Genomic DNA, 17,388 nt, shown 5'->3' on the forward strand with positions numbered 1-17,388 from the left:
AAACTGCATGGGCCGGAAACATCACCTTGGACGCCGCTGGTATTGCAGGCGTCCTGAACCCAGTCCTTGCGATATCACTGCTTTTTGGAACGACAAGACCAGCCGGTTTTCCTTTGAGGAAGAAGCTGGTGCACCCGCAGTAGTATCCAAAAGGACAGATATGCTGAACGAACGAGAAATCGAGAGCTGTTACCTGGGACAATTTATTCCCGTCCATTACCATCACAATATGCTGATGGACCAAAATCGCATGCACGGCTTCAAGTCGGCCATCGATTATGCGGTCAAGCCCGGTATGAAGGTGTTGGAATTAGGCGGCGGCACCGGCGTCCTGTCCTGGTTCGCCGCCGCCAAGGCGGAAAAAGTATGGTGTGTCGAATTTAATCCCGACATGGTCAAGGAAGCGCGCAAGATGTTGGCGCTCAATCCGAACGGCGAAAAAGTCGAAGTGGTGCACGCCGACGCGTTTGAATACCTGCCGCCGGAACCGGTCGATGTCGTCATTTGCGAAATGATCCATGTCGGCATGCTGCGCGAAAAACAGGTCGAGGTGATCGAATCGTTCAAGCGCCGTTATGCGCAGCGTTTTGGCGGTCCGATGCCGGTATTCTTGCCGGAAGCGGTGATCATGGCGGTCCAGCCGATGCAGCAGGAATACGATTTCGAAGGTTTTTACGCGCCGATCGTCAAATTCCAGGAAACCACGGCGATCCATCCGGGCACGCTGGAGCTGGCGGCGCCGGCGGTGTACAGCATCATCGATTTCAGCCAGCCGACCGACAGCGTGTTTGGCTACGACGGCAAGTTTGTCGTCGAACGCAGCGGCACGCTGAACGCGATGCGTTTTGTCACCAAGAATATCCTGGCGGTGGTGCCCGAGCGCTCGACCACCATCGACTGGCTGAATCACTACATGACCTTGCCGCTGGCCGAGCCGATCGACGTCAAGGCCGGCGACATCCTGCAAGTGAGTTTCCAATACCGCGCCGGCGGGTCGATTCCGTCGCTGGAAGCGTCGCTGCGCGCCACGGTGATTTACGATGCGGCCTTGCAGCCGGTGATACAGACGCCGGTCTACGCCTGAGACTGCTTTCTGCGGAAGCGGCGCTTATGCCGTAGCGCCGCTTCCGGCATATTTATAGGCGAATATGTCATGTGTCAGGTATATTCCGTCTTTTCTCTTTTTACAGACAATTTGATATGGAACAGATCGATCAGCGTTATCTCGTGCAACAAAACAAAATCAGCGATGCGGAAACCAAGCCGCCGGTGTTTGCCAAGGTAATGCGCAGCAAGGAAGGCGTGTTTGAAGGCGTGTCCTTCATCAAGTCCAAGGAAAAAGCGACCGTGATGACGATCGCCGAAGCCAACCAGGCCATCAAATGGGCCGCGATGAAAAAGCCCAACGCCCACGAATACATCACCAAGATTATTTGCGTCGGCCAATAATCCCTGCCCGATAGCCGCTTCTTTATTGAAGCACCTGCTGTCCATTCCCGTTTTTCCGCCGTTTATCCGCTGAATCCGCAGTTTGTCGCATCGCCGTTGCCGAAGCAATACCGTGTTTTATATAGTGTCGTCACAGTAGCGGAGCAAGCACAGCTTGTTCCGCACATTTATTTGAAAGGCGACGCGATGCTCGGATTTTTGCTGTGGCTGTTACTGCTGATGGCGTGCTGGCCGCTGGCCTTGCTGGCGCTGATCCTGTATCCGCTGGTCTGGCTGCTGCTGTTGCCATTGCGCCTGATCGGCATCGGCGTCGACGCGGTGTTCGACTTGCTGCGCGCGATAGTGATGTTGCCGGCCCGCGTACTGGGCGGCAGCCCGCGGCGCTGACCGTACCCTATCGTTTCAAAAAAGCCAGGCTCCTTGAAGGAGCCTGGCTTTTTGTTTTGGCATGACGTTGCGCTTAAAAGTCGATCAAGAAACCCGCGCCCAGCGATTTTTGCGAATAGTTGTAATCGATCAGGCTTTGGCCATATCCCGAAAATAATTGCAGATAGCCTTTCAGGTTGGACACCACCGGGAATGCCCAGCCAGCCTGGATCGAACCGTGGCGGGTGCTGAAATTGCGCCGCGCGGTCATCGAAAACTCGTGGCCGTTATGGCGGTACGCCAGGCGCAGGTCGCCATGGCCCAGGTAGTCGGTGATATCGATGTTGTCGTTGTCCGACTTGTCATTGTCGAGCCGGCGCCACAGCCGCAGCGCGCCGCTGACATCGCCCCGGTCCACGCCCAGTTCGCCATAGATCCGGTTCCAGCTGCGCGACAGCGTCGAGGTTTGGCCGTTCGACTGGTGCACCAGCCCGAAATTGAGATAACGGAAATCCAGGCCGGCAAAATTCTTGTTGATCGGAAGCACCGCCATCAGCTCGGGCTGGTAATTGGTTTCGCGGAACGGGCTGGACGCGGCGCGGTTATACGCCTGCCAATAACTTTGCTGGGTGTAGCCGAACCACAGGTCGACCGGCGAGCCGGCAATTTCTTCCAGCATCTTCATCTTGAAGCTGAGCTGGTAAGTCAATTCCACGTGCTTGCTCTCGATGCCGGCCGGCGTGAAATCCTTGAACGGTTCATCGTTCGACGAGGTGCTGTAATTGGCCAGCAACAGATAATTGTCGCGGTGCGGGCGGAAGGCGAACACGCCGCGCTTCGATGGCTGGTCCAATTCCCATAATTGGGTGGTGCGCGAAATCGGCGATTCCGGCGGTGCGCTATTTTGCGAGGCGATCGCCGGGATATGGCCGGGATCGGCTTGCGCGGCCGCCGCACCGACTGCCGCGGCCGGCGCTGCGCCTGGCGCCACGGCGCCGGTCGCGGCGCTGGTCCCGCCACTGGCGATGGTGGCAACTTCCGCCGCTTTTGATAATGCGTCGAAGCATCCGAGCCGCGCGCTGGGGTCGCCGACCACTGCGCACTGCTGCAGTTGCCGCTCCAGTTCGCCGGCCTGGACCAGCATCGGGGAGAGCAGCAGCGAGGTAATGATGACTGCGTTCTTTTTCATCACGCCTAACACGGAATTCTGGTCCGGAATTTGATTACGCATAATGTTCTAAGAAATATAAGTCTTGAAAGTATATAGCATTACCTCATTTATCCTTTGCAATAAACAGCAACCGTGTGCACCCTGATTCCTCGGTATTCGACCGGGTTTGCGTGTGCCGGTCACCTGCTAAATCTTTGTCTGATACACTGAAATACCACTCCACAATTGAGTGCCGTGGCTTAAGGAGATTGTGATGACCCGCAAGACACCCATTGAGCGCTACCGCAACATAGGCATCAGCGCCCATATCGACGCCGGTAAAACCACCACGACCGAGCGGATCCTGTTTTATACCGGCGTGAACCATAAAATTGGCGAGGTGCACAATGGCGCCGCGACGATGGACTGGATGGAGCAGGAGCAGGAACGCGGCATCACGATCACTTCGGCCGCCACCACGGCCTTTTGGAAAGGCATGGCCGGCAATTTGCCGGAACACCGCATCAACATCATCGATACGCCGGGCCACGTCGATTTCACGATCGAGGTGGAACGCTCGATGCGCGTGCTGGACGGCGCCGTGATGGTCTACGACGCGGTCGGCGGGGTGCAGCCGCAATCGGAAACCGTGTGGCGCCAGGCCAATAAATATGGCGTGCCGAGGATTGCCTTCATCAACAAGATGGACCGGGTCGGCGCCGACTTCCTGCGCGTGCAGCAGCAAATCCGCGACCGCTTGAAAGGCACGGCCGTGCCGATCCAGATTCCGCTGGGCGCCGAAGAGCATTTCGAAGGCGTCATCGACCTGGTCAAGATGAAGGCCATCAGGTGGGACGATGCCAGCCAGGGCGTGCAATTCTCGTATGGCGAGATCGCGCCGGACTTGCTGCCGCTGGCGCAAAAGTGGCACGACAATATGGTCGAGCAAGCGGCCGAGGCGAGCCCGGAATTGACCGAACGTTATCTGAACGGCGTAGCGTTTACCGAGGAAGAGATCAAACACGCCTTGCGCTTGCGTACGATCCGCAATGAAATCGTGCCGATGCTGTGCGGAAGCGCCTTTAAAAACAAGGGCGTACAAGCGATGCTTGATGCAGTGGTCGAATATCTGCCGTCGCCGCTGGAAGTGCCGCCTATCATCGGCCATGATCAAGATGATCAGGAAGTCGAGCGCCACGCTGCCGACGACGAGCATTTTTCGGCGCTGGCGTTCAAGATCATGACCGACCCGTTTGTCGGCCAGCTGACTTTTTTCCGGGTCTATTCCGGCGTCGTCAATTCGGGCGACATGGTGTACAACCCGACCAAGAGCCAGCGCGAGCGTCTCGGCCGCATCTTGCAGATGCATGCCAACGAACGCAAGGAAATCAAGGAAGTGTATGCCGGCGACATCGCGGCGGCGGTCGGCCTGAAAGCCGTGACCACCGGCGACACGCTGTGCGCGCCGGACCATATCATCGTGCTGGAAAAAATGATTTTCCCGGAACCGGTGATTTCGCAGGCGGTCGAGCCGAAAACCAAGCCCGACCAGGAAAAGATGGGCATCGCGCTGAACCGGCTGGCGCAGGAAGACCCGTCCTTCCGCGTGCATACCGACGAGGAATCGGGCCAGACCATCATGTCCGGCATGGGCGAGTTGCACCTGGAGATACTGGTCGACCGGATGCGGCGTGAATTCGGCGTCGAGGCCAACGTCGGCAAGCCGCAAGTGGCGTACCGCGAAACCATCAACCGGCCGGTCGAAGACGTCGAAGGCAAGTTCGTCAAGCAATCGGGCGGGCGCGGCCAGTACGGCCACGTGGTGCTGAAGCTGGAACCGCTGGAGCCGGGCAGCGGCTACCAGTTCGTCGATGCGATCAAGGGCGGGGTGGTGCCGCGCGAATTCATTCCGGCGGTCGACAAGGGCATCCAGGAAACCCTGAAATCGGGCGTGCTGGCCGGTTATCCGGTGGTCGACGTGAAAGCCACGCTGACCTTCGGCTCTTACCATGACGTCGATTCGAACGAAAACGCGTTCCGCATGGCCGGTTCGATCGCCTTCAAGGAAGCGATGCGGCGCGCCAGTCCGGTGTTGCTGGAACCGATGATGCAAGTCGAGGCGGAAACGCCGGAAGACTTCATGGGCAACGTGATGGGCGATTTGACGGCACGCCGCGGCATGGTGCAGGGTGTGGACGACATCCCGGGCGGTTCCGGCCGTATCGTGCGCGCGCTGGTGCCGCTGGCGGAAATGTTCGGTTATTCGACCACCTTGCGCTCATTGACACAAGGGCGGGCCACCTACACGATGGAGTTCAAGCATTATGCCGCCGTGCCGAAGCACATCCTGGAGCAGATCGCCGCGAATGGGCGTTCTGCCAAGTAGCTAAGTTGAGTGGCAGGAAATTGACAGGATGTGCATCAAGAGGAGGGCACATGGATATTGCTATATTTGAAGGAATATAGCGAGTCTGTCAAGGCCGTGTGGAAAAGGGCTATCGTGGCGGGGAGATAACGATTAAATCAGCGGAAAGGAGCGGACGGGAATACGAAAGCTCAGCGAGAGACGGAACCAAACAGGCGACTTGGTAACTTAGTAATACACAAAACTCGAGGCCACCTCATGTATTCAATCCGTAATACCGCAAACCCGTATATTCCGTCGCAACCGGAGCCCACCAGGCAAGACCCTGTCCATGCAGCCGTTGTCAGCGGCGATAGCCAGCGGGTGCTGCAACTGCGCGCCGCGGGCTGGCGCGCCAATGTGCTGGACGGTGCGCGTCGCTCGCCGGTGGACGTGCTCGACACCATGCGCGGTATCGACAATCGCAGCTATTCGGGCATGCGCCAAGCCTTGCTGCAATCGCTGAACCCCACGGCGCCCAAGGGCTATACAAAGCCTGAAACGCTGCATGGATCGCCCTGGGGCCTGGAGATACTGGTGTCGGGGGCACTCAAGGGCGGGGTCAACGATGAGAAGGGCGGCGCCCAGTCACTGAATGGCAAAGTATTCTTTTCCGACCGCACGCCGCAGGCAGATACCGATACGACAACCCGGCAAAATTTGCGTACCAAGGCCCGTACCTATGCCCAGGGTCATGTGAGCGTGAGCGCTTCCGCGTCATCCCGTGCCCAGCAGCACCGCTTAACGCAAATCATCGGACAGACGCTCGATAAAGGCATGCCGTTGTCGCTCTCCGAGCGGGGCGGAGTTTTACGCGTAAGCGACCCGGGAAATATCCAGCAGGAGGCGGCCGCCTGGATGGAGAGTTTTCTTCATGATAAATACATCTATGGCAAAAGCGCGTTGCCGCTGCTTGCCGCGCCGCTGGAGCAAAGCGCCAAGGCGCTCAAGCTACCCGGAAAATTAACCCTGAAGTCCGAGCATGGCCCCGATCAGGTTTTGGAGGGCGCGCAGCTGCAGAGCTTTTACAAGATGGCGGCCGGCGGCTTGCGCAAGTCGTTGGAAGGCGGCAAGGCACCTTACTTGAGCATGCTTAACCAGGGTACCGTGGTGCCGGTCGTGTTCGGCTTTGACAAAGTCAGAAACCTCGGTTCCCACGGCATTCAAAGCATGATTACTAAATCCTACAGTTATTATTCCTACCAGAATCATGATCACCCGCTGTCCGGCAGCGCCAATGGCGGCAGGCTCAAGGAAGTGGAAGTGCGCAGCCTGGCGGATCTGGCGACGCTGTACCTGGGGTGCGAGGTCAAAGGCGCGCGGTTGCCGGATGACGTGCTGGTACGGATCAAAGGTGCGAAAAGGGACAAGGCCGAATACCTGGCGCCAGGGCAGTTAAAGCAATTCCGGGCCAATGTGCTGGCCCAGGCTGCTGCCCATAGTCCGGACAGGGGCGCCCGGCCTCTTCGGAAGCAAGCCTTGAGAGACTTGCAACAGATCAATACGACACTGCGCAGCCACGATCTCAGGGCTTACTTGAGGAGTCCCGAAGCCCATGTGCGGAAAGCATAATGGATCGGGCCTTGGCTGGTATAGAATCGGGCTGGCAGGAAGCGCCATGCGCACTGGACAAACTCATGTATCAGGAGACTATATAGATGAGCACGACAACAGAAAGCAGTGAAGAATTTGTCGTTACCCGCATCCTGGATGCGCCGCGCGAACTGGTGTTCAAGGCGTGGACCGAACCGGAGCGCCTGGAGCGCTGGTGGGGGCCGGCCGGTTTTGTCTTGAGCGTGCTGACGCTGGAACTGGAAGCGGGCGGCGTGTTCCATTACGGCATGCGTTCGGCCGACGGCCATGAAATGTGGGGCAAATTCACTTACCGCGACATCGCGCCGCCGGAGCGCATCGTGTCGGTGCTGTCATTCGCCGACCGGGAAGGCCATCCTGTCCGTCATCCGATGAGCCCGACCTGGCCGCTATTTACCTTGAACAAGCTGACCCTGGTCGAGGAAGATGGCAAGACCGTCATGACGCTGCGCTCGGTACCGCTGGAGGCCAGCGAGCTGGAGCGTGAAACGTTCAAGCAGGGCCATGCCTCGATGGCAATCGGGTTTGGCGCCACCTTCGGCCAGCTGGAAGCGTACCTGGATACCATCAGGCCCTGATGGACACGCTTATATGCCGAGCGCCTTGCGGATCTCGGCCAGTATCAGCGGCCACGACGGTGAATGGACCGCCACTTCATCGTAATGGCTGGCGCCCGGCAAGATCAGCACCTGCGCCTGATCGCCGGCCTTGATCGCGCGCGCCGCGTAATCGTGGGCCGCGCGCGGCGGCGACACATCGTCCAATTCACCGGTGATCAAGACCGTCTTGCTACCGTTCGGCATCAGCTCGGCCGCGTTGGTATCGGCAAACACGTCCGGCCGCTGCGGACTTGGCACGCCGGTCAGTTGCGTCAGTTCACACTGGCAACTCGATTGGATCAAGCCCGCTTCATTGCGCAAGTCGGCCAGGCCGCCCAGGCTGATGATATTGCTTACCGGCAAGAACGCAGCCTGATACAGCGGACTGCTGTGCGGCAAACGGGGGCGTCCAGCCAGCCATTGCACCAGCTGCCCGCCGGCCGAATGGCCGACCGCGACCACGCGGCGGGTATCGAGCCGATACGTGGCCGCCTGTTTTTCCAGCGTATCGATGGCGGCGTTGATGTCCAGGTAAGTGCCGGGATAACCGCCGCCTTGCTCATCGGCCCGGCGGTACTCGACATTGAGCACGGCGATGCCTTGCCCGGCCAGCGCGCCAGCCATATTGCGCATCTGGCGGATGCCGGCGTATTCCACGGTCCAGCAGCCGCCGTGTACCAGCAGCACCACCGGGAACGGGCCATTTCCTTGCGGCTGGAACACTTCGACGAATTGCGACGGCGCCTTGCCGTAGGCGATGTGCGCGGTCGGCTCCGGCCCGCTCAATGCCAGGTAATCCTGCACCGTCATTGGCGCGGCGGTGGCTGTACCCAGCGCCAGCCTGGACAGCAAGGTGGCGGCGATGGCCGGGAGGCGCGTGTGCTGGGACATGTCTGTTTCCATGGAAAGAATGGCGGGATGTATTTCTTATTTTCATATTGTAACGGCCCGGCTTGCCACGGGCCAGTCCATGGCAAGCGGCTGTGTGAATACCGTTGCTTTCGTATCATGGGAAACCGCTTGCACATGGTATATTCCTGCATCCCTCACATGGCATAACGATATCGTGCACGCAAATAAAATCATCGCGCTCCTCGACGCCGAGCACGCCGCCATCGCCGGCATCGCTTCCGGCGCGACGCTGGCCACCGGGCTGGAACGGCTGGCGGCCGCGATCGAAGCGCAAGCCGACGATGCCATGCAAGCGTGTTTTTTGCTGCTCGATGAAGCCGACCGGTTTACCGAATTGATCGGCTGCGGCTTGCCGGCTGCGTTCAGCGCGCTGTTGCCGGGCAGTGAAGCGGGGCCGCGCACCCATCCTTTCGGCGCCGCCGCGTTTTCCGGCGCGCCGGTATTTTGCAGCGATATCGGACAAGACCTGAGCTGGACCGTGGGCCGCAAGGATGCCCTGGTGCATGGCTTGCGGGCTTGCTGGGCGGCGCCGGTGTTCAGCGCCAGAGGCCGTATCCTCGGCGTGCTGGGCATGCTGTTCCATGCGGCCAGGCATCCGACCCAGCCGGAAACCGAATTGATGCATGTAGCGGCGCGCGCCGGCGCCCATGTGATCGAACGGTATCTGTCGGAAAAGAGCCTGGGCGACAGCGAAGACCATTTCCGCCACGCGTTCGAGCTTAACGCGCAAGTCTTGTGGACGGCGGATATCGACGGCCAGCTCGACTATGTGGCGCGGCGCTGGCGCGAATGGACCGGTAATTCCGGTCTCGGCGGCAGCTGGAGCGAGGCAATCCATCCGGCCGACCTGGTCCGCACGCAGCAGGCCTGGCGCCATGCAGTCGCCAGCGGCGACCCATGCGATGTCGAACACCGGGTGCGCATGCAGGATGGCCGCTATCGCTGGGTGCGCTCGCGCGCCATGTGCCGCCGCAATGAACGGGGCCACATTGTCAAATGGTATGGCTCGACCGAAGACATCAACGAATATTGGGTGGCGCGTGCCAACTTGCTGAAAAGCGAGGATGAATTCCGTTCGCTGGCGGAGGCGATGCCGAACCAGGCCTGGCTGGCGCGCAAGGATGGCTTGATCTATTGGTTCAACGAACGGGTCCATGAATACAGCGGCACCGTGGCCGGGGTCGCGCAAGAGGGCGACTGGAACCGCATCATGCATCCGGACGATTTCCCGGGCGCGCTGGCGGCGTGGCGCCAGGCGGTAGCCAGCGGCCAGGGTTATGAAATCGAATTCCGGCTGCGGCGCGCGTCCGACCATAGCTACCGCTGGTTTTTGGCGCGGGCGGTGCCGGTGTACGATGAAAGCGGCGCCGTGGTGCGCTGGGTCGGCACCAATACCGACGTGCAGGAACAAAAGAATGTATTTGAAAAGCTGGCTTACCTGAATTCCTCGCTGGAAATCGAGATGGCCAACCGTACCGCCGACCGCGACCGCATGTGGCGCTTGTCGACCGATATCATGCTGGTTGCCGATTTCAGCGGCAGCATCATGGCCGTCAACCCGGCCTGGTCGGCGCTGCTCGGGCGCGCCGAGGGCGAATCGCTGGGCATGGACTTTGTGCGCCTGGTGCATCCGGAAGACCGGGCCAGTACCTGGTCTGAAATTTCCAAGCTGGAACGCGGCGCGGCCAAGCTGCGCTTTGAAAACCGCTACCTGCACAGCGCGGGATCTTACCGCTGGATATCGTGGACCGCCGTCGCCGCGCAAGAATTGATCCACGCCATCGGCCGTGACGTCACCGATGAAAAGGAAGCGCGGCTGGCGCTGCTGCGCAGCGAACAGGCGCTGTTGCAGGCGCAAAAGCTGGAATCGATCGGCAAGCTGACCGGCGGCGTGGCGCACGATTTTAATAATGTGCTGCAAATTATTTCCGGCAATTTGCAATTGCTGGAACTGGCGGTGCAAGACAACCCGCTGGCATTAAAACGGATGGAATCGTCGGCCGCGGCGGTCGAGCGCGGCGCCAAGCTGTCGTCGCAATTGCTGGCGTTCGCCCGCCGCCAGCCGCTGAAGCCGCTGGTGACCAACCTCGGCTTCTTGCTACGCAGCATGGAAGAACTGGTGCGGCGCGCCATCGGCGACGGTATCGAGGCTGAAATCATGGTCAGCGACGACTTGTGGCATACGCTGGTCGACCCGAGCCAGATGGAAAACGTGCTGCTGAATATGGCGCTGAACGCGCGCGATGCGATGAATGGCAGCGGCAAGCTCAGTTTTGCGCTGAGTAATGTGGTGCTCGACGACGTCTATGCGGCTAATCATGCCGATGCGCAAGCCGGTCAATACGTGTTGCTGTCCATTAGCGACACCGGCCATGGCATCGAGCGCGACATCATCGACCAGATTTTCGAGCCTTTCTTCAGCACCAAGAAAGAAGGCGAGGGCACCGGCCTGGGCCTCAGCATGGCCTACGGCTTCATCCACCAGAGCGGCGGCCATATCAAGGTGTACAGCACTGCGGGGCAAGGTTCGACCTTCAAGGTTTACCTGCCGCGCTCGCTGGAAGCATTGTCGGTATTACCGGCCAGCCTGAGTGGCCCGCTGCAGGGCGGTACGGAAACCATTTTAGTGGTGGAAGATGATGCGCAAGTGCAAAGCACCGTGGTCGACATGCTGCGCGGCCTCGGTTACCGGGTGTTGAAAGCCTACGACGGCCTCAGCGCGCTGACGATCTTGCAGAGCGGCGTGCCGGTCGACTTGCTGTTTACCGACGTGGTGATGCCCGGCGAACTGCGCAGCCCGGAGCTGGCGCGCCAGGCCAAGGCCTTGCTGCCGCGGCTGGAAGTATTGTTTACGTCCGGTTATACGCATAACGCCATCATGCATGACGGCCGCCTCGACCCGGGGGTGGAATTGCTCAGCAAGCCCTATCTGCGCGAAGACCTGGCGCGCAAGGTGCATCATCTGCTCTCCAGCCGCCAGCCGGCCGGTGTGCGGGTGGAGGTGGCGGCCGACGCGCCATCGTTGCATGGACGCCGGATCTTGCTGGTCGAAGACAATCCCGACGCGCGTGAATTGACCACCGAATTGCTGCAATTGCTGGGCCACACCGTGCATGGCGTGTGCAGCGCCGAAGAAGCGCTCGGCATGCTCGATATCGCCGGCCTCGACGTATTGATCACCGACATCAGCCTGCCGCACATGTCGGGCATCGAACTGGCCAGGCAGGTACGACTATCGCGGCCCCAGCTCGATATCGTATTTTCCACCGGCTACGACCGGCGCAACATCCTCGTAAAAGACGAGGCCGCCCGTTTCTTGCCGAAGCCGTTCAGCCTGGAAGAACTGGAAGCGGTATTGAGGGTCTAGGAATCCACCGCACCCGACAGCGGCAAGGTCACGCAAAACAGCGCGCCCTTGCCAGCCTGGCTTTGCAGCGTGATCGCGCCGCCGTGGGCGCTGACCAGTTGCCGGGTAATGAATAATCCCAGCCCCAGTCCGCCGGTACCGTCTTGCTGCGCGATGCGCTCGAACGCGTCGAAGATGCGTTCCTGGTCGGCGGCGCTGATGCCGATGCCATGGTCGCGCACTTCGATGACGGCGCTGTTGCGGGTCGCGCTGACGCTGATGTGCACGCTTTTGCCATCGCCGTAGCGCAACGCATTGGTCAGCAGGTTGACGACGATCTGTTCGACCCGGAATGCATCCCAGCAGCCTTCGACCGCTACCGGCGCGCGCACTTCCAGCGTACTGCCGAACGAGGCGCCGTACGGCGCCAGGTCTTCCGCGACCCGCGTCACCAGCGCCGCCAGCTCGACCGGCTGACGCCGGATCGACAGCTTGCCGCTGTTGATGCGCGACACGTTGAGCATGTCGTCGATCAGCCGCACCATGCTGCGGATCTGGCGGCCGTCGCGCGCCACCATTTTTTGCAATTGCTCCAGCCCGAACGCGTCGTGATTGCCGCGCTCCAGGTTCAGGGTGCGCATCTGGGTTTCCAGGAACAGCGTATTGAGCGGGGTGCGCAATTCATGCGCCACCATCGACATGAATTCGTCGCGCATCTTGAGCGAGCGCTGCAATTCGGCCTGGGTGACGCGTAACTCCTGCAATAACGCCTCTTGTTGCAGCCTGCTTTGTTCCAGCGCCAATACCTGACGCCGGGTTTCATTACGCTGCTGGTACAGCGCGACAAACACATTGACCTTGCTTTGCACCGCGTTGATGTCGAGCGGCTTGTACAGGAAGTCGACGGCGCCGCTTTCATAACTCTGGAAGGCGTAATTCATTTCCTTGCCGGCCGCAGTGACGAAGACAATCGGAATATGGCGGGTTTTATCGGTGCCGCGCATCAAGTGGGCCAGTTCAAAACCGTCCATGCCCGGCATTTGCACATCCAGGATGGCCAGCGCAAAATCGTGTTCCAGCAGCAGGGCCAGCGCTTCTTCGCCGGACGATGCCTGGTAGACGCTGCGGTCGTCGGCGCGTATCAGCGCATTCAGCGCACGCAGGTTTTCCGGCAAGTCATCGACGATCAGCAATTTGGTGCTGGTTTTACTCTTCATAAGCTCTTTCAGACGCTACGTTTACGGTATAGTTTTTGATGCAACTTGTCATTACCCAACGCTTCGAAGCTGGCCGCATGGGCCGAAAAATTGGCGCTCTCTTTACTGCCCAGACCGAGGAAGCCGCGATGGCACAGCGATTCCCGGAACAAGCCCAGCGCCCGGTCTTGCAAGCTGCGCTTAAAATAAATCAACACGTTGCGGCAGCACACCAGCTGGGTTTCGGCAAATACGCTGTCGGTCGCCAGGCTGTGGTCGGCGAAAATGATGTTGCTCGATAGCGTGGGATCAAATTGCACGGTTTCATGCACCACCCGGTAATAATCGGACAAGGCTGACAAGCCGCCCGCTTGCTGGTAGTTACTGGAGTACAGGGCCATTTTTTCCAGTGCAAACACGCCCTTGCGCGCCTTGTCCAGTATCTGCGGATTGATGTCGGTGGCGTAGATGGTGCTGCGCTCCAGCAAACCTTCTTCCTTCAATAAAATCGCCAGCGACAATGCTTCTTCGCCGCTGCTGCAGCCGGCCACCCAGATTTTCGGTGACGGATAGGTTTTCAGCACCGGCACCACCTGTTCGCGCAGCGCGGCGAAAAACTCCGGGTCGCGGAACATTTGCGTCACCGGTATGGTCAGCATTTGCAGCAATTGCATGAAGGCGGCGCTGTCGCGCACGACCAGCTTTTGCAGGGCGGGAATGCCATCCACATGCAAACCCTCGACCGCGCGCTTGACGCGGCGCCATAAGGACGCCACCGAATAGTCGCGGAAATCGTAGCTGTATTGCTCGTAAATCGCGTCCATCAACTGGCGCATCTGCTCCAGTTCCGGCCCATGCTCGTGCTGGCGGTGCGACATACCAGGTGCCCCCTTAAATCCGTTCCATCTTCGGCATCCACACGCGCAGCAGGGAATACAGGCGGTCCAGCTCGATCGGCTTGGCCAGGTAATCGGACGCGCCGGCCTGCAGGCATTCTTCCTGGTCGTTTTTCATTGCCTTGGCGGTGATCGCGATAATCGGCAGCTTGGCAAAGCGCGGGTCGAGCCGGATCTGGCGCGTCGCTTCCAGGCCATCCATGCCCGGCATCATCACATCCATCAGCACCAGGTCGATATCGCTGACGCTGGCCAGCTTGCTGATCGCTTCAAACCCGTTGCGGCCGATTTCGACCACCACGCCTTTTTGCTCCAGCGCATTGGTCAGCGCAAAGATATTGCGCACGTCATCGTCGACCAGCAAGATCTTGCGGCCTTCGAATACCCGTTCGCGGCTGCGCACCTGTTGCAGCATGCCTTGCCGTTCGCTCGACAGTTCCGACTCGACCTTGTGCAGGAACAGCGTCACTTCATCGAGCAGGCGTTCCGGCGAACGGGCGCCCTTGATGATGATGGAGCGCGAATATTTCATCAAATCCGCTTCTTCTTCGCGGCTCAGGTTGCGTCCGGTGTACACGATGACGGGCGGAAAGGAACACAGTTCTTCATGTTCCATGCGTTCCAGCAACTCGTTGCCTTGAATATCCGGCAACTTCAAGTCGATGATCATGCAATCGTAGATATTCTTGCGCAGCAACTCCAGCGCTTCCTCGCCTAGTGCCACGGCGGTGATTTCGATATCGTCGTCGCTGATCAGATGCATCACGCTTTCGCGCTGGCGTTCGTCGTCCTCGACCAGCAAGATACGCTTCATCTTTTGGGTGAACTTCGATTCCAGCTTCAGGAACACGTCTTTGAGTTGCTCGCGGCTGCGCGGCTTGGTCGCATAACCGATCGCGCCCAGTTGCATGGCCGCTTGCACATGGTCGTTGCCGGATACGATATGCACCGGAATATGGCGCGTGGCCGGATCTTCCTTTAACTTTTGCAGAACCAGCAAACCGGGACTGTCCGGCAAGCCCATGTCGAGCAAGATGGCATCCGGCAAGTATTGCGCCGCCAGCTTCAAGCCTTCGTCGGCGCCGTGCGCGACCAGGCAGCGGTATTGCATTTCATGGGCCAGGTCGAACAAAATGCCGGCGAACGACGGTTCATCCTCGATCACCAGCACCGAGCGCTGGCCGGGGCGGCCGTTGTTGCGGTCATCGTTGAATGAGGGGACCGCGGCCGGCTGCGGTTTGGCTTCGGCCGTTTCCGGCGCCGCCGGCGCAGCGGCAGTGGCGGGCGGCTGCAAGGTGGCCGGGACGATCGCTTGCGGCGCGCGCCATTCCAGCGGCAGCGTCAAGGTAAACGTGCTGCCCTGGCCCGGCGTGCTGCTCAGGCTGATGGCGCCGCCCAGCAAGGCCGCCAGGTCGCGTGAAATCGACAGGCCCAGGCCGGTGCCGCCATAACGCCGGCTGCTGGTGCCGTCGGCCTGGTGAAAGGCGTCGAATATTTTTTCCTGCTGGTCCAGGGCGATGCCGATGCCGGAATCCTCGATGACAAAGGCAGCGCAAGCGTCGCCGTCCAGCCTGACGCTGATGCCGACCTTGCCGTGGTCGGTGAACTTGATCGCGTTCGACAACAGGTTCTTGAGGATTTGTTCCAGGCGCTGGGTATCGGTGACCAGCGACGGCGGCAATTGCGGCGCCAGCTGGACGCTGAATTCCAGGCCTTTTTGCTCGGCCGACGGCCCGAACAGCATCTTCATGCTGGTCGTCAAGGCGGCGAATTCGACCGCTTCCGGCCGCAATTCCAGCTTGCCGGCCTCGACCTTGGAAATATCCAGGATATCGTTGATCAGGTTCAATAAATCATTGCCGGCCGAATAAATGGTTTGCGCAAACGTCACTTGTTCCGGCGTCAAATTGCCGCCGTTATTATCGGCCAGCAGTTTCGACAGGATCAGCGAGCTATTCAGCGGCGTGCGCAATTCATGCGACATATTGGCCAGGAATTCCGACTTGTAGCGGCTGGCGCGCTGCAATTCGCCGGCGCGCGCTTCCAGTTGTCCATGGGCTTCGACGATCGCCATATTCTTTTGATCGAGCGCCAGCGCTTGCACCGCCAGTTGCTGGTTCGATTGTTCCAGCGCCGCTTTTTGATTCTCCAGGTGGGCTTGCGATTGTTCCAGCACGCGCGATTGTTCGCCCAGTTCTTCATTGGCGGTCCGTAATTCCTCTTGCTGGACCTCCAATTCCTCATTCAATTGCTGGGTTTCTTCCAACACATCCTGCAAACGCTGGCGGTATAGCGCCGCTTCCAGCGACATGCCGACATTGCTGCCGATCAGGTGCAGGAAGTCCAGTTCACGGGCGGTCGCCGGACGCGTAAAACCCAGTTCGATGACGCCATTGACCTTGCCTTCATTGACCACCGGCACCAGCACCAGGTCGAGCGGGGCGCCGTTGCCGAGGCCGGATGAAATGGTCAGGTAATCGCGCGGCATCTGGCGCACGTGCATCAAGCGGTGTTCGCGCGCCGCTTCGCCGACCAGGCCTTCGCCGCGCTTGAATACCTGTTTCTGCTGGCCGCCTTCGCTGCTGAAACCGTACACGGCGGTGCGCCGCAAGCTGCCGTCGTCGTCGCTGACATACATGGCCGCCACGCCCAGGTCCAGGTAACGGGCCAGGAAATCGAGGATCTGGCGCCCCAGTTGCGGCAAGGCCAGTTGCCCGCTGGTAAATGCCGCCAATTCACTCTGGCCAGTGCGCAGCCACGCTTGCTGCTGCAATACTTCATTATTGGCCGCTTGCTGGTCCAGCGCGGCATTGTAGATTCCCGACAGGCGCAGCAATTCGCGGCGCCCGAAAAACGCCAGCAAACCACTGAACGACAGGCTCAGCACCACGAAAACACCCACCGCGATCGCGCTGCCTTGTTCGGCGGCATCGCTGTTTTCTTGCCGCATACGCTGTTCCATCGCCAGGAAGGACTGCACTTCGCGCCGGATTTCATCGAACTCCAGCTTGCCTTCGCCTTGCCGCACGCGGGCCAGGTATTCCTGGTTGTGCTTGCGCTGTTCGATGATGCTTTCGGCATAGATATTCCATTGCTTTTGCAGCGCGCGGACGCGTTTTAAACGGTCCACTTGCAGCGGGTTGTCGCTGACCAGGTCCAATAACGTGTCCATTTCGACGCTGATCTTGGCCTTGCCGGCCTTGTACGGCGCGAGGAAAGTTTCATCGCCGGTCAGCAAGAAGCCGCGCATGCCGGTTTCCAGGTCGACCGACAGTTTCATCACTTCATTGGCGTTGCCGATCACCCGTTCCGAATGCTCGACCGAGCGCAGCGCCGACAGCAAATACAGGATCAGGCCGACAAACACGGCGGCGGTGACCACCCCGACCAATAGCGGCAGGGTGACGTTGCGGGCCAAAATACGGCGGAAGCTGAAGGGATCGATCGCGGCTTTGGAGTTCATCATTGAGCATGACT

The 17,388-nt window shown here is 59.8% G+C and carries 12 protein-coding genes; 7 read left to right on the forward strand and 5 right to left on the reverse strand.

Going from position 1 to position 17,388, the window contains the following annotated elements; genetic code table 11:
- Window positions 1-160 precede the first annotated feature (160 nt).
- The 3 genes from GJA_RS11380 (at window position 161) to GJA_RS11390 (ending at window position 1,836) form a co-directional block, all read left to right on the forward strand.
- Window positions 161-1,084, forward strand: a complete 924-nt coding sequence (locus GJA_RS11380; RefSeq protein ID WP_038492205.1) for a class I SAM-dependent methyltransferase — start codon at window positions 161-163, stop codon at window positions 1,082-1,084.
- Window positions 1,085-1,200: 116 nt separating this feature from the next.
- A complete protein-coding gene (locus GJA_RS11385; RefSeq protein WP_038492208.1) occupies window positions 1,201-1,449 on the forward strand; it encodes a hypothetical protein in 249 nt (82 codons plus the stop codon).
- A 186-nt stretch (window positions 1,450-1,635) separates the two neighbouring features.
- Window positions 1,636-1,836, forward strand: coding sequence for a hypothetical protein (locus tag GJA_RS11390; RefSeq protein ID WP_038492211.1), 201 nt, complete (start codon window positions 1,636-1,638; stop codon window positions 1,834-1,836).
- Between the two features lie 73 nt (window positions 1,837-1,909).
- Here GJA_RS11390 and GJA_RS11395 read toward each other — a convergent pair whose 3' ends face one another.
- Window positions 1,910-3,046, reverse strand: a complete 1,137-nt coding sequence (locus GJA_RS11395; protein WP_081905353.1) for a phospholipase A — start codon at window positions 3,044-3,046, stop codon at window positions 1,910-1,912.
- 193 nt (window positions 3,047-3,239) lie between these two features.
- Here GJA_RS11395 and fusA point away from each other — a divergent pair, with 193 nt between their 5' ends.
- The 3 genes from fusA (at window position 3,240) to GJA_RS11410 (ending at window position 7,540) form a co-directional block, all read left to right on the forward strand.
- Window positions 3,240-5,351: an elongation factor G gene (fusA, locus tag GJA_RS11400; RefSeq protein ID WP_038492214.1), complete on the forward strand. Its 2,112-nt coding sequence runs from the start codon at window positions 3,240-3,242 to the stop codon at window positions 5,349-5,351.
- Window positions 5,352-5,588: 237 nt separating this feature from the next.
- Window positions 5,589-6,941, forward strand: coding sequence for a hypothetical protein (locus GJA_RS11405; RefSeq protein ID WP_038492217.1), 1,353 nt, complete (start codon window positions 5,589-5,591; stop codon window positions 6,939-6,941).
- Window positions 6,942-7,027: 86 nt separating this feature from the next.
- Window positions 7,028-7,540, forward strand: a complete 513-nt coding sequence (locus tag GJA_RS11410; RefSeq protein WP_038492220.1) for an SRPBCC family protein — start codon at window positions 7,028-7,030, stop codon at window positions 7,538-7,540.
- A gap of 9 nt (window positions 7,541-7,549) precedes the next feature.
- Here the strand turns inward: GJA_RS11410 and GJA_RS11415 are convergent, their stop codons facing one another.
- Window positions 7,550-8,452, reverse strand: coding sequence for an alpha/beta hydrolase family protein (locus GJA_RS11415; RefSeq protein WP_038492223.1), 903 nt, complete (start codon window positions 8,450-8,452; stop codon window positions 7,550-7,552).
- A 175-nt stretch (window positions 8,453-8,627) separates the two neighbouring features.
- Between GJA_RS11415 and GJA_RS11420 the strand changes: the two genes are divergently transcribed.
- Complete coding sequence (locus GJA_RS11420; RefSeq protein ID WP_038492226.1) at window positions 8,628-11,840, forward strand: PAS domain-containing protein; 3,213 nt, start codon at window positions 8,628-8,630, stop codon at window positions 11,838-11,840.
- Here GJA_RS11420 and GJA_RS11425 read toward each other — a convergent pair.
- From GJA_RS11425 to GJA_RS11435, 3 genes are read right to left on the reverse strand one after another with little or no spacing between them, the layout of a single operon-like run.
- Window positions 11,837-13,036: a hybrid sensor histidine kinase/response regulator gene (locus tag GJA_RS11425; protein WP_038492229.1), complete on the reverse strand. Its 1,200-nt coding sequence runs from the start codon at window positions 13,034-13,036 to the stop codon at window positions 11,837-11,839. The genes GJA_RS11420 and GJA_RS11425 overlap by 4 nt on opposite strands.
- A gap of 8 nt (window positions 13,037-13,044) precedes the next feature.
- Window positions 13,045-13,893 carry a CheR family methyltransferase gene (locus GJA_RS11430; RefSeq protein WP_038492231.1) on the reverse strand — a complete coding sequence of 283 codons (849 nt, stop codon included), beginning with the start codon at window positions 13,891-13,893 and terminating at the stop codon, window positions 13,045-13,047.
- Between the two features lie 13 nt (window positions 13,894-13,906).
- Complete coding sequence (locus tag GJA_RS11435) at window positions 13,907-17,374, reverse strand: response regulator (protein WP_038492235.1); 3,468 nt, start codon at window positions 17,372-17,374, stop codon at window positions 13,907-13,909.
- Between the last annotated feature and the right edge of the window lie 14 nt (window positions 17,375-17,388).

The organism is Janthinobacterium agaricidamnosum NBRC 102515 = DSM 9628 (genome assembly GCF_000723165.1).
Lineage (GTDB): Bacteria > Pseudomonadota > Gammaproteobacteria > Burkholderiales > Burkholderiaceae_D > Janthinobacterium > Janthinobacterium agaricidamnosum.

Excerpts from the sequence above, each read along its gene's own strand:
- GJA_RS11380 (WP_038492205.1), top strand. The coding sequence starts at position 161 with ATGCTGAACGAACGAGAAATCGAGAGCTGTTACCTGGGACAATTTATT.
- GJA_RS11385 (WP_038492208.1), top strand. The coding sequence starts at position 1,201 with ATGGAACAGATCGATCAGCGTTATCTCGTGCAACAAAACAAAATCAGC.
- GJA_RS11390 (WP_038492211.1), top strand. The coding sequence starts at position 1,636 with ATGCTCGGATTTTTGCTGTGGCTGTTACTGCTGATGGCGTGCTGGCCG.
- GJA_RS11395 (WP_081905353.1), bottom strand. The coding sequence starts at position 3,046 with ATGCGTAATCAAATTCCGGACCAGAATTCCGTGTTAGGCGTGATGAAA.
- fusA (WP_038492214.1), top strand. The coding sequence starts at position 3,240 with ATGACCCGCAAGACACCCATTGAGCGCTACCGCAACATAGGCATCAGC.
- GJA_RS11405 (WP_038492217.1), top strand. The coding sequence starts at position 5,589 with ATGTATTCAATCCGTAATACCGCAAACCCGTATATTCCGTCGCAACCG.
- GJA_RS11410 (WP_038492220.1), top strand. The coding sequence starts at position 7,028 with ATGAGCACGACAACAGAAAGCAGTGAAGAATTTGTCGTTACCCGCATC.
- GJA_RS11415 (WP_038492223.1), bottom strand. The coding sequence starts at position 8,452 with ATGTCCCAGCACACGCGCCTCCCGGCCATCGCCGCCACCTTGCTGTCC.
- GJA_RS11425 (WP_038492229.1), bottom strand. The coding sequence starts at position 13,036 with ATGAAGAGTAAAACCAGCACCAAATTGCTGATCGTCGATGACTTGCCG.
- GJA_RS11430 (WP_038492231.1), bottom strand. The coding sequence starts at position 13,893 with ATGTCGCACCGCCAGCACGAGCATGGGCCGGAACTGGAGCAGATGCGC.
- GJA_RS11435 (WP_038492235.1), bottom strand. The coding sequence starts at position 17,374 with ATGAACTCCAAAGCCGCGATCGATCCCTTCAGCTTCCGCCGTATTTTG.